The organism is Parasediminibacterium schistidii, assembly GCF_046546515.1.
Classification (GTDB): domain Bacteria; phylum Bacteroidota; class Bacteroidia; order Chitinophagales; family Chitinophagaceae; genus Parasediminibacterium.
Genome location: NZ_JBKHKJ010000012.1, coordinates 62,057 through 78,022, shown reverse-complemented (window position 1 = coordinate 78,022; position 15,966 = coordinate 62,057). Strand labels below are relative to the sequence as shown.

Sequence of the window (15,966 nt, the reverse complement as noted above, 5' to 3'; positions counted from 1 at the left end):
TTCTTTTTAGTTCATTAAATCTTTGTGCCTCTTTGTGTTTTAGTGCCTTTGTGGCTATTGTACTATCCTAAAAAATACCCAACCATTTGTTAACGCTTTGTTGGCTTTGTGGTAAAACTTTTACTTTTGCAGCCCTTACAATTAAATATAGAAGAATAGATGAGTAAAATAACTGCTGCTATTACCGCTGTTGGTGGGTATGTCCCCGAAACAAGGCTTACCAATTTTGATTTGGAAAAAATGGTGGATACCAGCGATGAGTGGATAAGGACAAGGACGGGTATTTCGGAAAGGAGGATTATGAAAGAACCAGGTACTGCCACTAGCGACTTGGCTGTGCCGGCAGTATTGGAAATTTTGCGCAAAAAAAACCTTGACCCCAAGGAGATAGACTGCATTATCTGTGCAACCGTAACGCCAGATATGTTTTTTCCTTCCACGGCTAATATTGTTTCTGACAAAGTAGGAGCAATTAACGCTTTTGGCTACGATTTAAGTGCTGCCTGTAGTGGCTTTTTGTTTGCGCTTACTACTGGGGCTGCTTATATAGAAAGCGGGCGATACAAAAAAGTAATTGTAATTGGTGCAGACAAAATGTCGAGCATACTAGACTATACCGAACGCAACAACTGCATTATTTTTGGTGATGGCGCCGCAGCCGTTTTACTAGAACCAAATATGGAAGGGTACGGTGTACAGGACAGCTTGCTAAAAAGCGATGGTACTGGTAAGGATTTTTTACATATAAAAGGGGGTGGCTCTTTAAGGCCAGCTTCTGTGGAAACAGTATTGGCAAAAGACCATTTTATATATCAGGAAGGCAAATCAGTATTCAAGTTTGCTGTAAAAGGCATGGCAGATGTAAGTGCAGAATTACTGGAACGCAATAACCTAACAGGAGACGATATTGCATGGCTGGTGCCGCATCAGGCAAACCTGCGTATTATAGATGCTACTGCAAAACGCATGGGTATGCCAATAGAAAAAGTAATGATTAACATTAGCCGATATGGCAATACTACTGCTGGCACTATACCACTTTGCCTGTGGGACTGGCAAGACCAACTAAAAAAAGGCGACACCATTGTACTAGCTGCCTTTGGTGGCGGGTTTACCTGGGGTGCTACTTTGGTGAAATGGGGATTTTAGGGAGTTATGAATTATAAATTATGAGTTAGGGGTTGAAATTCATTTCAACTCGGATTTTGCAGTTGAAATCTATTGCAAGCCCCAACTACTTCAAACACAAGCATTTGCTTGAGTTTTTGGCCTTGCCATAGTACACTATGTTTTCGACCAAAAATTCGGCTCAAATACTTGTCTTTATTGCATTTAAGCCTTTCATAACGAAGTCAACTGCAAGATCCGGGTTCAACTTATAATTTATAAGTCATAAATTTATAATTCCAACTTAACTTTCCTAATAAATACAACAACCATGAAATACAATTATTTAGGCAATACTGGGCTGTTAGTGTCTGAAATTTGCTTTGGCACCATGACTTTTGCAGGCAAAGGTGGCATTTGGGAAGGTATTGGCAAAGTGCAACTGGATGAAGTAAACCAACTGATAAAAACAGCGGTAGATGCTGGCATTAATTTTATTGACACTGCCAATGTTTACTCTTTTGGGGAATCGGAAAAACTGCTAGGGCAATCTATAAAAGACCTTGGCCTCAACAGGAACGATTTAGTAATTGCCACGAAAGTGCGGGGCAAAATGGATGAAAGCCCCAATAGTGCAGGGTTATCACGCTATCATATTTTTAATTCTATAGATGATAGTTTGACCCGTTTGCAGATGAACCATGTAGATATATTCTATGTACACGGGGTAGATTTAAGGACGCCCATTGAGGAAACCATGCGTGCTTTAAATGATTTGGTGCTAAGTGGCAAAGTGCGCTATATAGCCGTTTGCAATTGGCCAGCTTGGATGGTGATGAAAGCATTGGGTATTGCAGAAAAAAATGGGTGGCACAAGTTTATTGGCCTTCAATATTTTTATTCATTAGCGGGCAGGGATATTGAAAGGGAAATTGTTCCATTGGCACAAGACCAAAATTTGGGCATCATGCCATGGAGCCCATTGGCTGGGGGCTTCTTATCAGGTAAATTCACCCGAACCACAGAAAAAGCTGGTGATTCCCGCAGGGACAATTTTGATTTTCCCCCAATAAACAAAGCAAAGACCTACGATATTATTGATGTGCTTGCTGAGATAGCTAAGCAACACAATGTATCCGTAGCACAAGTTTCTTTGGCATGGGTACGACAGCAACCGGGCATCACTAGCACTATAATTGGTGCTAAGAACATAAACCAGTTGAAGGATAACCTTAAATCTATAGATATAATACTTTCTGCTGAAGAGCTTGAAAAAATAGATGCAATGAGTGCATTGCCGAAAGAATACCCTGGTTGGATGGTAGAAAGGCAAGCATCTGACAGGACAAGATAAATATTTGCCTAAAATAAAAAATGCCAGCATCGAAAGTCTCTATGCTGGCATTTTTATTATTTACAAAGCCTGCCTTAAAAAGCAGTAGTCAACTCCAAGTATTTCAAAAATTCTGCCTTCCTGCTTTCTTCTTTAAACGCACCACTGTAAAAAGCGGTAATAGTGCTGCTGGTGTCGTCTTTTACCCCCCTACTGGAAACACAAAGATGCTTGGCATCTATCATTACGGCCACATCGTCTGTACCCAATACTTCCTGTAATTTCTTGCCTATCTGCATGGTAAGCCTTTCCTGAACTTGTGGGCGTTTGGCAAAATATTCTACCAAGCGGTTTAGCTTGCTAAGGCCAATAACCTTGCCATTGCTAATATAAGCCACATGCGCTTTGCCCATGATTGGCACAAAGTGATGCTCGCAGTTGCTATAGAAAGAAATATTTTTTTCTACCAGCATCTCATTGTACTTGTACTTGTTCTCGAACAAAGCCATCTTGGGCATGTTGGCAGGGTTTAGCCCCTGGAATATTTCTTTCACATACATTTTAGCCACACGGCGGGGCGTACCTTTCAGGCTATCATCTGTTAAATCCAAGCCTAGCGCATCCATGATGGCACGGAAATGCTTTTCTATTGTTGCTATTTTTTCTTCGTCGCTTAGTTCAAAAGCGTCTTCCCGCAATGGTGTATCTACCGAGGTTAATAGATGGTTGTCGCCCATTTCATCAATCATCATGTCGCTGATTACCAATTTGTTGTCTTCATTCAAATGGATATTCGACAAAATTTCGTTCTGTTTCATAAAGCCTTATTTTCAAGTCTAATTTGTTATCAATTGTTGGCCTAAGCAAGTTGTAAATAACTATTACAATATTTTCAGCCGTGGGGTTTAGTGTTTCAAATTCAGGAACGTCTAAGTTTAGGTTTTTATGGTCGAACCTATCCAAAACCTGTTCTTTAATAATGTCGCTGAGTATTTTCATGTCCATCACATAGCCAGTATTAGGGTCGGGCATGCCTATTACTTGTACAATTAATTCGTAATTGTGGCCGTGGTAATTTTTGTTGTTGCATTTGCCAAACAGCAACTGGTTTTCTGCTTCGCTCAAACCAGCATTGTTCAGCCTGTGCGCCGCATTAAAATGTTCTTTCCTATAAACCGCTACTTTCATGTACCAAGGTTAAAATTTACCTTAACCCCACATATGGGCCAAGGACGGCATAATGCCACACTGCACAATAATGTAAAAAACGAAAGGAACATACTATTGCTAACTGCCCGGCACTGTGTAAAAAGTGTGTTTACCAAGTGGCCAGAAGAAAAAAGACAAATAATCAGCAACTAATTTATTAGGTTATCGGTACTAATAACAAACCAATTTACCTGTATCCCAAATACTTATCCAAAAGTATGCACTATATAATAACGCACAAAGTTTCTATTTGTTGAATGTTGGAATAAAAAAATGTCTGAACCTTTGATTTTCGATGATTTGTATGATTTTGCATGATTTTATTGAAGCGAATGGATATAAGACCATTTTTACTCCCCAAAGTATTCTACATAAATCCTAGGTGTTTCGTATAGTTTGATGCAATGCAATTGAACAACAGGCGGTATATGTGGCGCTAATTCTTTCCAAATGCCCATGGCCAAATTTTCGGTGCTGCACATTTTACCTTTTAGGAAATCTACATCCAAGTTGAGGTTTTTATGGTCTAGTTTTTTTATTACATAAGTTTGGATGAGTTTGCTTAGCTGCTTTACATCCATCAAGAATCCTGTATCGGGGTCTGGTGTACCTTTAATGGTTACGAATAAATCAAAATTGTGCCCATGCCAGTTTTCATTGGCGCAAAGCCCAAAAACTTCCTCGTTTTTTTCTTTGCTCCAATTGGGGTTAAAAAGCTTGTGCGCCGCATTAAAATGTTCCAGCCGAGTTAAATACACCATTACGCCTCATTCAAAATTTGTGCAAAGGTAATGGATAGATTTTGTTTTTTGTCTGAACCGGGATTTTTAGCACCCTTTGTTTTTTTACTTCCTGTATGACCAGTTCTTCCTCAAAAACTTCCTTGCAATTGTTTTTGTTGTACTGGTGCAGTGCCTGCATACTATACTCAAGCAGCGTGCATAACGACGACAGGCTTTGTGCCTTTTCGCTGTGCCTTACTTTTTCAACGGCTTACACCATGCTTTTTTGACAGTTCCCTGTAGGTTATTTCACCTAACAAATACTGAATGATAAGCGATTGCTTTTTGTCCATTTTACAGCTTTTTGCTGTAAACCTATTTTAGGACAAGACACCCAGCTGTGAACGACCTATGTCAAGCCACAAAGTTTATGAGAAAGTAAAACTTTTTGAGAGGCCAAAGCCTACCGCAGGCTTCCTTTTGTGTTCTTTTCAGGCTTTTTTTTAAATTTTAATTTTTCAGGTTGTTTATTTGATGTAACTCATTGATATACAGTTGTTTTGTTCATTATTGCGAAGATTTTAGAGTGAATTAATGGTGATTTATTGTGGATTTAATGATGATTTTTTGTGTATCAATATGTATTTATCGTGTATCAATGATGATTTATCATGTATTAAAAATCATTTTTTTAGGTTTCAAAGTCCGTCTATTGATAAATCGCTGTAAATTAGTAAAGTTGCGATAGTAGTCCAAAAGAGGAATCCTATATGGGGGCATATTTCCCCCATGAGCATCCCAAAATTCCCCCATATAGGTTGGGTATTGTTGGGACGAAGGAGACTTTTTGAACCAGTGAGCGTTTTTTGATTCCACAAACTGCCTAGGCTGGCTGTGGCGGCAGGTTTTGTCAAGTTGCCTTTGTCTGCTGTTTGGGATTATCCAACCAGTTTTGCTGTGTCCTATTTTCCTTTTCTTATATAGTTTTAATACTATTCGTTTGTGGCTGAACATTACGAAAACGGGGTGGCGAAATGGCTACCAATTTAAAATATGCGAAAATTTCAAATTGAGCAATAATTTTATATATTTTCAATTGATTGTTTGCCAACCTGTTGCATTGTATTTCGAAAAAAACAACGAAAAAATATCCTCTAATGTATATCCTCCGAAAAAGCTTCCCTTTGTGCTTTCAGTTCAGCCAACTTCTCTTTGCTGTAGGCAATCCTTGAAATCAATACAAACAATACGGGTACGATAAAGATAGCCAGCATGGTAGCGGCTAGCATACCGCCTAGTACAGTCCATCCAATGGTGCTACGGGCTACTGCGCCTGCACCGCTTGCAAATACAAGCGGCAATACACCGAGGATAAACGCAAAGGAGGTCATGATGATGGGGCGGAGCCTTAGCCTTACAGCCTCTAGGGTTGCAGGGATAATTTCCGTGCCGCTATCTACCCTTTCCTTGGCAAACTCCACAATCAGGATGGCGTTTTTGGCGGCAAGGCCAATCAACGTTACCAAGCCAATTTGCGCATATACGTTATTGGCAAGGCGTGGGATAAGGGTAAGGGTAAGGATGGCACCAAATGCCCCGATAGGCACGGCCAGCAATACGGAGAACGGTACTGCCCAGCTTTCGTACAAGGCGGCCAGGAACAGGAATACGAATACGATGGACAAACTAAATATTACCACCGTGCTGTTGCCTGCATTCAATTCCTCACGGCTAAGCCCTGAAAACTCGTAACCATAACCTGTTGGCAATACTTTGGCAGCCACATCTTTCAGGGCATCCAATGCCTGGCCGCTACTGTAGCCAGGCTTGGGGCCACCATTTATCTCGGCAGTCCTGAACAGGTTGTAATGGGAAATCAATGGGGCGTTTTCAGTGAGTTTATAGGTAGTCAATGTGCTTAGTGGCACCATTAGGCCTTCCTGGTTGCGTACATAGTATTGCTCCAGGTTGCGGATATCGCCCCTGAAAATACTGTCTGCCTGTGCCACTACCCTAAAGTTTCGGCCATATATGGTAAAGTCATTTACATAACGGCTGCCCAAGAATGTCTGCATGGTATTGTAGACATCGCTTAACGACAAGCCCATTTTTTTACATTTATCCCTATCTACTGTTACCTGATAACCGGGTGTTTTGGCGGTAAAGAAGGTAAAAGCACGGCCTATTTCCGGCCGCTTATTGGCTTCTGCAATAAATGTTTGTACTACTTTTTCAAATTGCCTTATGTCGTCCGTGCTTTCTTTTTGTTCCAGTTCAAAGGTAAAACCACCACTTTGTCCAAGTCCTGGGATAGCAGGCGGGGCAATAACAATAATGTTTGCACCCTTTATACCTGCAAATTTCTTTTGCAGCGTAGCGATTATTTCTTCTTCCGTTTCTTTACGTTCGTCCCAAGGTTTCAGGGAAGTAAATATGGCCGCACTATTGGATTTACTGGCCAATGTAAGGGCATTGATACCGCCCAAAGCAGCAAAGTGTCCAATGCCTTCTGTATGCTGCAAAGTATCCATTACTTGATGCAATACTTCCAAACTGCGGGTGGTGGACGATGCTTCGGGCAATTCGAAGGTTACATAAATACGGCCTTCATCTTCCGTAGGGATAAATCCAGTAGGTTTTGCTTTGAACATCAACCCTGTACCTACATAAATACAAACCAACAGTATAATAGCCAATGGGGATGCCTTGATAAATTTTTGTACCCCTTTTGAATAGCCATAGGTAGTCCTTGCAAACCAGCGGTTGAACTTGTAAAACAGTTTGTTCAATCCTTTGGAATCTTTGTCCAGATGCATGGGTTTCAGGAACAAGGAACACAATGCTGGTGTTAATGACAAGGCCACAAAAGCGGAAATCAATACAGAAATGGCAATGGTAATGGCGAACTGTTGGTACAGCCTACCCACGATGCCCGGTATAAATCCTACGGGTACAAACACCGCCGCCAGGATAAGCGCAATGGCAATAACCGGTCCTGATATATCTTTCATGGCCTTTGAAGTGGCATCTTTGGAAGACAAGCCGTCATGATCCATATAATGCTGTACGGCTTCTACCACCACAATCGCATCATCCACCACAATACCAATCGCCAGTACAAAACCAAACATGGTTAATGTATTGATGGTAAACCCTAGTGGAAGGAACAAGGCAAATGTGCCAATAATAGCTACTGGGATGGCCAATATAGGAATAAGCGTTGCACGCCAACTTTGCAGGAACATGAATACCACTAGCACAACTAACCCTAATGCTTCCAACAGTGTTGTAACCACCTCGCTAATAGAAACCTGGACTACGGTAACGCTTTCAAAAGGTACGATATAATCAATATCCTTCGGGAATGATTTCCTTAAGTTATTCATGGTTGCATACACACCTTTTGCTACATCCAAGGCATTGCTGCCTGGGGCTTGGTATACCAACAAATAAGAACCTCTTTTACCATCTACAAATGAATTGCTGTTGTAGCTGTATTTGCCCAGTTGCACACGGGCTACGTCTTTCAGGTAAACAACATTGGCATCCCCGGGTTTGTTCCTAATGATTACATTATTGAACTGGTCTACATTGCTCAATCGACTATTGGTAAATACCGTATATTCAAATGCCTGATCCTTGCTTTGTGGGGAAGCACCAACGGAACCGGCTGCAATTTGCAAGTTTTGCTCCTGTAAGGCAGCCACTACTTCATTGGCAGTAATACCCAGCCTTGCCAGTTTATCCGTTTGCAACCAAACCCGCATACTAAAATCATCTGCCCGGGTAAATATATCGCCCACACCCGGTACACGCAGCAAGGCATCCCTTACGAATATGTTGGTGTAATTATCCATAAATGTTACACCATGAGAACCATTAGGGGAATAAATAGCTACCAACAACAAGATGCTTGGGTTTCGCTTACGGGTGGTCAATCCCAAACGCTTTACATCATCGGGCAAGGATGGTGTGGCAATACCAACCCGGTTTTGAATGTCCAATGCCACAATATCAGGGTTGGCACCTATTTTAAATATAGCATTGATGGTTGTTTTACCATCGTTGGTACTATTGCTTTGCAGGTAGTCCATGCCCGGCGTACCATTTATTTGGGTTTCTATTGGGGTGGTAACCGTTTGTTCCACCGTTTGTGCATCTGCCCCAGTAAAGCTACCTGTAACCTGTACCGTTGGCGGTGTAATATCGGGGTATTGGCTAATTGCCAGGTTTTTGATGGCAATAACCCCAAGCATTATGATGACAATAGATATTACAATAGCTGTAACAGGCCTTCGTATAAAAGTATCTGCGATCATGAAATAATTTTAAATTAAGAATTAGGAATGAGGAATTTTTCGCCACGAAGACACTAAGGCTCAAAGTAGCACGAAGAAAAAAAGCAATTAAGGAAAGAAGCTAATGCAGGTTACACTAAACATATCGTTGCTTTAAAGCACTTACCTTTCTTTCCTTCTTTGTGCATCTTTCTGTCTTTGTGCCTTTGTGGCAACCTTTAAATTATTTTCCTTTGGCACTGTCTGTACCTGCAGGTGCAGCAGTTGGCTTCCCCACAACCTTCACCTTTACACCGTCTTTCATTTTTTGTACGCCGTCCAGTACTATTTTATCATTTTCTGCCAAACCATCTTTCACCACTATTTTGTCATTGATGATGGCACCTGTTGTTATTCTTTTTTGTACCACCTTGCTGCTGTCGCCTACTACAAATACAAAATATTCGCCCATTTGCTCTAGCAAGGCTTTCATTGGTATTAGTAGTTGTGTAGCATTACTGTTGTTTTTGATACGGACATTGCAACTCATCCCTGCCCGTAAATATTTCTTGCTATTATTAAATTCAAGCCTTGTTTTAATGGTACCTGTTTGTGGGTCAACCGCCCTGTCTATCAAAGCAATTTTGCCAGGAATAGGATAAATGGAACCATCGGGCAAGGCAAGGGTAAAGATTGAATCTGCAGGGTTTGACCCTTTCTGCTCCAACTGTGTAAAGCGGTAAATTTCTTTTTCGTTGACCGAGAAATCGACCGCTATTGGATCATCTGTAGATACAGTATTTAATACCATGCTACCTGCTGTAACCGCCGTACCCAATTTTACTTGGGATATACCAATTGTACCTGTAAAAGGCGCATAGATAGTAGCATAATGAACATTGGTTTCCACGCTTCTGTAGTTGGCTTTTGCTGCTTCCAGTTGCATTTTTTGTGCTTGCAAATCTGCTAAAGCATGGTCGAGTACTTGCTTGGCGATGGCATCGTGTTTGGCCAGTTCATTGTATCTATCGGCATCTTGTTGGGCTTTTGCCAGGTTGGCTTTGCTTACATTTAAGTTGGCACCTGCTTGTTGCAAATTGGCACTATACAATTGCTCGTCAATGGAATATAGTTTTTGCCCCTTGGTTACTTGCTGGCCGTCGGTAAAATATATACCTGTTATGGCACCGCTTACTTGCGCCCGTATATCTACTTGGTTCAAAGCTGTAATAGTAGCAGGGTAATTATCATAATAAGTGGCACTTCCTTGGTGTACTTCGTAAACTGATACAGTTGGTGGTGGCGGTGGTGGCGGGGTTTTGCTTTTATCGTCACCGCAAGCGGCTAAAAGCAGGAGGGAAAGGGATAAGAAGGAGATATATTTCATGATGTATGATTTATAATTGAACGTTTATTTTAGAGACCTCACCCCAACCCCTCTCCGAAGGAGAGGGGCAAGAACGAAACCCTCTTAGCATTATATTAAGATAATTATTGCTTATTACTTAATTATTAATTAACCCCAGTGCTTGTTGCACATCTACTTTAGAAGAAAGGACCTGATAGAGCGCATTGGTAAAATTCACCTGTGCAGAGCGCAGGTCTGTTTCTGCCGTTATTACTTCCAAATAGTTTTTAATGCCTGCTTTGTACTGCAACTGGATGGTATTGTACACATCTTCAGCCAAGGCCAAATTGTCTTTAAGTATATAAAAATCATTTAAGTTGCTTTTGTAGGCAGACAGTGCCTGGGCATATTGCGTATTGATGGTGCTGCGCAATTGCAATAAATCCCAGTCCACACGCTTAATAGCCAACTCGGCAGACCTTGTTTGATATACCCTTTTGTTGCCTTCAAATAGTGGGATGTTTAATTTCAATCCTACAAAGGAATTCGGAAAATTCTGCCCATACAATTTCGAAAAGTCATTATTTAGGAAATTGAAATTATAGCTACCAAAGGCAGATACAGACGGATAATAGCTCCATTTGTAATACAGCAGGTTATATTGTTGTAGGCGTTTAGTGGTTTCCAATTCCCTATATTCTATGCGGTTACTGTAAGTAATTGCCTGTAGGGTGTCCACCACCATTTCTTTCTCCATCTGCAATGAATCGTATTGCAGTTCAAAATAGTTGTCTGCCATATAGCCCATAGCATCTTTCAATGTCGCATTTTTAGACTTTAGCAATTCCTGCTGGCTTTTAAGTTGTGATTTTGAATTGTTTAAGGCAATAGTGGCACGTTTATAATCTATCTTATCTACTATCCCACCCTGATACTGGTAATAAGCATTTTTCAGGCTTACTTCTAAGCGGTTAATATCATCTTTCAATAACTCTACTTGCTTTTGCGATAGCAATACATCGTAAAAGGCCTTGCTTACATCTACCACTACCTGAATTTTATTGTCTTCTATATTTTCTTTTGCCTGTTGGCGAACATCCTTTGCAGAACGCTTTGCCAGTAGTACGTCTTTATTGAAAATGTATTGATTAGCAGATAGCAACGCACCAGATGTATTAAATGTGCCTTGTTTTATATAGTTGCCATTAAAAAAAGCAGTAGGTAACTGGAAGTTGTGTTGGATATTGTAATCAAAATTTATTAGCGGGTACCAATCAGCCAATTTACTTTTGATGCTGTATTCAGTAGTTTGCTGGTCTAGCAATGCCTGCTGCACCAATGGCTTGTGCTGCAGGGCATATTGTACGCAGGTTTCAAGGGAAGCTGCTTGCAGGGAATCGTTTGCAAGATTTTTTTGGGCGTAGCCTTTTTGTTGCGCTGCAAGAAATGAAACAATGATTAAGCCTGCGGGTAATAATTTATTCATCTGTATCTATCAATAGTTACGAAATAGGTTTTACTAGGGGAATGTGAGGGCAGGCATCCAATGAAAAACAAATGTAGGTACATTAATAATTTTGTTTGCTTTGAAATAAGGAACATATTTGTTTTTAAGTGATGAACGGTTAAATAAGACTAAATAATAACTGTGCACTATTTTAAGTAAGTATGCAGACTTAATTAAGTAAATACTATTTATTTTAGAGACCTCACCCCAACCCCTCTCCGAAGGAGAGGGGCAAGAACCAAACCCTCTAAGAATTATATTAAGGTAATTATGGCTTATTACTTACATCACTTTATTACAGCGAAGGGCTTTCGCTAAAGCACAAAAAGCGTTTTACGCAAAGGAGGCTCAAAGGTTTTGCAAACAAGAGGCAAAACACTTTGCTTAAAGGATGCAAAAGATTATGCAAATGCAGCATACATTAACCAATTGATAATAATATATTTATTAAATTGCACGCCTGCCTTTGTGTGATTATAGCTTATGCCTACGAGCAAGCACCAACCACCATAGTTAGCAACATTATCTAAAACAAAAGTTATTGCCCTTTTTTATTAACGATTAAATTATCGTACTTAATAGTAACATCATCAATGAACGAACCCGCTTATAACCTTTCCTGGAAAATAGCTTCCCGGCATCCATTATTCATTGTCATGTTAGGCGTAGGCTTGGTAGCCAATTCTTTTACGCTCATGAAGCTACCCTCTTTTTTTCAAGTGTTGCAAAACAGGCAGGGAGTGGTGCTGAACGACATTGTATTAGAGAGACTGCCCTCTGTCAATTTGTCTATTCCCATCTTTGTCATCATTTGGTGTAGTGCCATCCTTACTATTGTACGCTGCCTGCAAAACCCGTACATTTTTATTTTATTTGTGTGGAGTTTCCTGCTGCTTACTTGGTCTAGGCTACTTACCCTTACATATATCCCATTAGACCCACCCCGTAACCTAGTGCAGCTTAAAGACCCGCTTACCAATACCTTTTATGGCAACTTGGTTGTTACGAAAGATTTATTTTACTCTGGCCACACGGCCACGCAGTTCCTTATGTTCTTGTGCCTGCAAAAACAGTGGGATTTTATATTTGCCCTTTTTTGTACCATCAGCATTGGTATCATGGTGCTGGTGCAGCATGTGCACTACACGGTAGATGTGCTGGCGGCACCTTTATTTACCTATATAATATTTATTACTGCAAGGTTTATTGTGAAAAAGGGCTTGCGTGCATTGCAACAAGACAATTCAACCCTTTAATAACTGGCCATATAAAGCTTTTTGTTTCGTGTTTCCACTAAACTAAGTGTTCGCCCAGGTGGGTGTCCTCACACAATATTATAAAGCGAAAACCTTTTATGCACCCATATTTTTTGCAATACCAAACAAAGCCGTACATTTATTCTATTTAAAACTGTTGTAGTAAACCTATTTATATAAAGCGTTAAGCAAAATGATTGTTTTATACACAAACTACTACATAAAGTATGTGAAAATTGTTCTTTTTTGCATTCATTTCCATCCTGTATCGTGATAGAGAAAAACCCTAACGTATGCTTCTGAATGAAAACAGCCTATTGGGTTTGCCAAATAAGCCAGATAGCCATCTTGCCATGTATCAATTAATCCTGCAACAAGCGGGGTTTGCTTTTATTATGGAAACCAAGGATGGCTATATTGTTGAGACAAACGAGGCTGCACAGGAAATGTTTGGCTATGCCAATGAGGAGTTTTGCACTAAAAAAAGGGAAGAAATTATTGCTTTATACGAAACAACAAACCATATTTATTTACAAGAAAGTAATGCTTTCGATAAAACAAAGACAAAAGCAAAAGGCATAAAGAAAAGCGGGCAACAATTTGAGATAGAATTTTCGACGCTCATTTTGCCCCAAGCTAGCCCAGAAGCCCCAAAATTGGTTTGCCTTTTTATTACAGCAATCAGCAAGGAAAGTATCAGCCATAGCAGTATAATGATGGATACAGCTAACGACCAAATGCAGGCATCGGAAAATAAACTAAGGCGTACCGTAGAGATATTGGAAGAAACAAACCATATAGCAAGGGTGGGCGGCTATGAATATGACGTGCTAACAAACGAGACAAGCTGGACAAGTGTTACAAAAGAAATACATGAATGGCCAGCTGATTTTGAGCCGCCTATAAAGGATGCCTTGTTGCTTTTTAAAGAAGGCACGGTGCGTAATACTATTTTAAAAGCGGTGGAGGCGGCGATTGCAAACGGAATATCATTCGACATGGAGTTGCCCCTAACCACTGCAAAAGGCAACCTGAAATGGATAAGGATTACTGGGAACAGCGAATTTAAAAATGGGATCTGCACCCGACTTTATGGTATTGTTCAGGATATACACGAGCAAAAAACAGCTCAGGAAAGCCTAGCCAACGAAAGGGGGCTGCTACGCACATTGATAGACAACTTGCCAGTGGCCGTGTTTGTAAAAGACAAATTTGGAAAAAAACTAATAGCCAACAAGCTAGATGTCCAGTACATGGGGCTTTCAACTGAGGAAGATGCCATTGGGAAAACCGACCTTGAGTTGTTTGCACAAACTACAAACCATAGAGGCTATAAGCAAGACATGCAGGTATTGTATACTAGTCAACCGATTATAGAGGAAGAGGAGGTATTTAGTAAGGCCGATGGGGGTAAAATGGATGTTGTTATTTCTAAATTCCCGCTCATCAACCAAGATGGCAAAATAGATGGCATTATAGGTATATGCAGGGACGTAACAAAACAAAAAGCAATAGAACACAGGCTACAACTGGTTGACTTTTCGTTTAGGAATGCAGCCGTTTCTGTTTTCTTGATAAAAGAAGATGCCAGCTTTTACGACTTCAACGAGGCTGCGCATACATTGCTCGGCTATACAAAAGCCGAAATGATGGCTTTGACAGTAGAAGACATAGACCCTGGATATGCACAGCAAGACTGGCCAAGCCATTGGGCAACCCTGCGTGAAAAAGGCAGCATGTCGTTTTACTCAAAAGAAAAAACAAAAGAAGGAAAATTGATTGATGTGGAAATAAAAGCCAACATCATCAAATATGGCGACCTAGAACTAAACTGTGCATTTGTAACAAATATTACCGATAAAAAGAAAGCCGAGGAGGCACTGCAAAAAAGCTATGAACGTTACGAGTATGCCACCATAGCCACATCCGATGCTATTTGGGAAACCGACTTGGTGGAAAACAAACTTTTCTTAAGCAGTAATTTTGAGCTTCTTTTTGGGCATCAGGGAGGGCTGTATGACAATGCAGACGATAATGAATGGTCCAGGAATGTACACCCAGAGGATATGCCAGCCATATTGCAAGCTGTAACCGAGATACTAGCAAACAATGGCAACAGATGGCAAAATGAATACCGGTTCAGGAAAGCTAGTGGCGAATATGCACTGGTTTTGGACAGGGGTTTTGTGGTAAGAGACAGTGCTGGCAACGCAACTAAGCTGGTGGGTGCTATGCACGATATTACAGAGAGCAAAAAAACAGAACTGGAAAAACAGCATTTGGTAGAGGAACTAACAAGGAACAACCAAGAACTAAAACAGTTTACCTATATCACCACTCACAACCTCAGGGGGCCGCTTACCAACCTTGTTTCTATATGCAATATGCTTGATACTGAGCAAATACAAGACCCTAGGACTTTAAAACTAATAGACGCCTTTACAAAATCTACCTTTTACTTAAACGAAACCTTAGACGACCTTATTAAAGTTTTATTAATCCGTGAAAACAGGAACCTTCCTGTAAGCACCATCAATTTCCGAGATATTTTAATAACAGTTGCTTCGTCTATCGAATCTATCGTACAAAATGCAGGTGCCATTATTAGCTCCGACTTCACATCTGTACAGCAGGTAACCTTCAACCACGCTTACATGGAAAGCATTTTCCAGCACCTGATTATCAATGCCATAAAATATGCCCACCCTGATAGGAAACCAATGATAGAAATATACACTGTAAAAGAACCCGGTATGCCTACCCAGCTTATTTTCTCGGACAATGGCATAGGCATGGACATGGGCATTGTGAAAAACAGGCTGTTTGGGCTATACCAGCGTTTTCATAACAATGCAGATAGCAAAGGCGTAGGCCTGTACCTTATCCATTCCCAGATAACTGCCCTTGGTGGCAAAATAGAAGCAGCCAGCGAGGTAAACAAAGGCACTACATTTACAATTACGTTCAAATAAGTACTAGTGCTTTTTGCGATAGAGGCTTATATGCACTGACTAAAGTATTTACATCAAAAACAAAGTACTTACAGTAGCTGTTCCAATATTTCTTGTGTAAGGCCATTAGCTGCTGCCTCTGCATTTGCTTTTTTCATAATTTAAAAAAAGCTGTTCATTACAATCTGTAACTGGTATTGTAATATTTTCCAGAACCAAAAACATTTACTTGTTCTTCCCAAAAATACAAAAACTT

At 40.4% G+C, this 15,966-nt stretch carries 10 protein-coding genes; 4 read left to right on the top strand and 6 right to left on the bottom strand.

Going from position 1 to position 15,966, the window contains the following annotated elements; all coding sequences use genetic code 11:
• Nucleotides 1-159: 159 nt before the first annotated feature.
• Together ACHFIY_RS08910 and ACHFIY_RS08905 are read left to right on the top strand one after the other, a co-directional pair.
• The gene (locus ACHFIY_RS08910; RefSeq protein WP_410845731.1) at nucleotides 160-1,149 is read left to right on the top strand and encodes a beta-ketoacyl-ACP synthase III; all 990 of its coding nucleotides are present in this window, start codon (nucleotides 160-162) and stop codon (nucleotides 1,147-1,149) included.
• Nucleotides 1,150-1,438: 289 nt separating this feature from the next.
• A complete protein-coding gene (locus tag ACHFIY_RS08905; RefSeq protein ID WP_410845730.1) occupies nucleotides 1,439-2,461 on the top strand; it encodes an aldo/keto reductase in 1,023 nt (340 codons plus the stop codon).
• Between the two features lie 74 nt (nucleotides 2,462-2,535).
• Here the strand turns inward: ACHFIY_RS08905 and folE are convergent, their stop codons facing one another.
• The 6 genes from folE to ACHFIY_RS08875 all read right to left on the bottom strand — a co-directional run bounded on the left by folE (nucleotide 2,536) and on the right by ACHFIY_RS08875 (nucleotide 11,482).
• Nucleotides 2,536-3,258, bottom strand: coding sequence for a GTP cyclohydrolase I FolE (gene folE, locus ACHFIY_RS08900; RefSeq protein ID WP_410845729.1), 723 nt, complete (start codon nucleotides 3,256-3,258; stop codon nucleotides 2,536-2,538).
• Nucleotides 3,218-3,628, bottom strand: a complete 411-nt coding sequence (locus ACHFIY_RS08895; RefSeq protein WP_410845728.1) for a 6-pyruvoyl trahydropterin synthase family protein — start codon at nucleotides 3,626-3,628, stop codon at nucleotides 3,218-3,220. Before ACHFIY_RS08895 ends, folE begins: the two co-directional genes overlap by 41 nt.
• Before the next feature lie 371 nt (nucleotides 3,629-3,999).
• Nucleotides 4,000-4,410 (bottom strand): 6-pyruvoyl trahydropterin synthase family protein, encoded by a 411-nt coding sequence (locus ACHFIY_RS08890; protein ID WP_410845727.1) that lies wholly within the window; start codon nucleotides 4,408-4,410, stop codon nucleotides 4,000-4,002.
• A 1,115-nt stretch (nucleotides 4,411-5,525) separates the two neighbouring features.
• Nucleotides 5,526-8,690 (bottom strand): efflux RND transporter permease subunit, encoded by a 3,165-nt coding sequence (locus ACHFIY_RS08885; RefSeq protein WP_410845726.1) that lies wholly within the window; start codon nucleotides 8,688-8,690, stop codon nucleotides 5,526-5,528.
• Nucleotides 8,691-8,892: 202 nt separating this feature from the next.
• Nucleotides 8,893-10,035, bottom strand: coding sequence for an efflux RND transporter periplasmic adaptor subunit (locus ACHFIY_RS08880; RefSeq protein ID WP_410845725.1), 1,143 nt, complete (start codon nucleotides 10,033-10,035; stop codon nucleotides 8,893-8,895).
• Between the two features lie 118 nt (nucleotides 10,036-10,153).
• A complete protein-coding gene (locus ACHFIY_RS08875) occupies nucleotides 10,154-11,482 on the bottom strand; it encodes a TolC family protein (RefSeq protein WP_410845724.1) in 1,329 nt (442 codons plus the stop codon).
• A 614-nt stretch (nucleotides 11,483-12,096) separates the two neighbouring features.
• On the opposite strand from ACHFIY_RS08875, the gene ACHFIY_RS08870 reads away from it, so the two are divergent.
• Together ACHFIY_RS08870 and ACHFIY_RS08865 are read left to right on the top strand one after the other, a co-directional pair.
• Complete coding sequence (locus ACHFIY_RS08870; RefSeq protein WP_410845723.1) at nucleotides 12,097-12,759, top strand: phosphatase PAP2-related protein; 663 nt, start codon at nucleotides 12,097-12,099, stop codon at nucleotides 12,757-12,759.
• Nucleotides 12,760-13,052: 293 nt separating this feature from the next.
• Entirely contained in the window at nucleotides 13,053-15,731 is a 2,679-nt protein-coding gene (locus ACHFIY_RS08865) for a PAS domain S-box protein (protein ID WP_410845722.1), read from the top strand.
• Nucleotides 15,732-15,966: the final 235 nt, after the last annotated feature.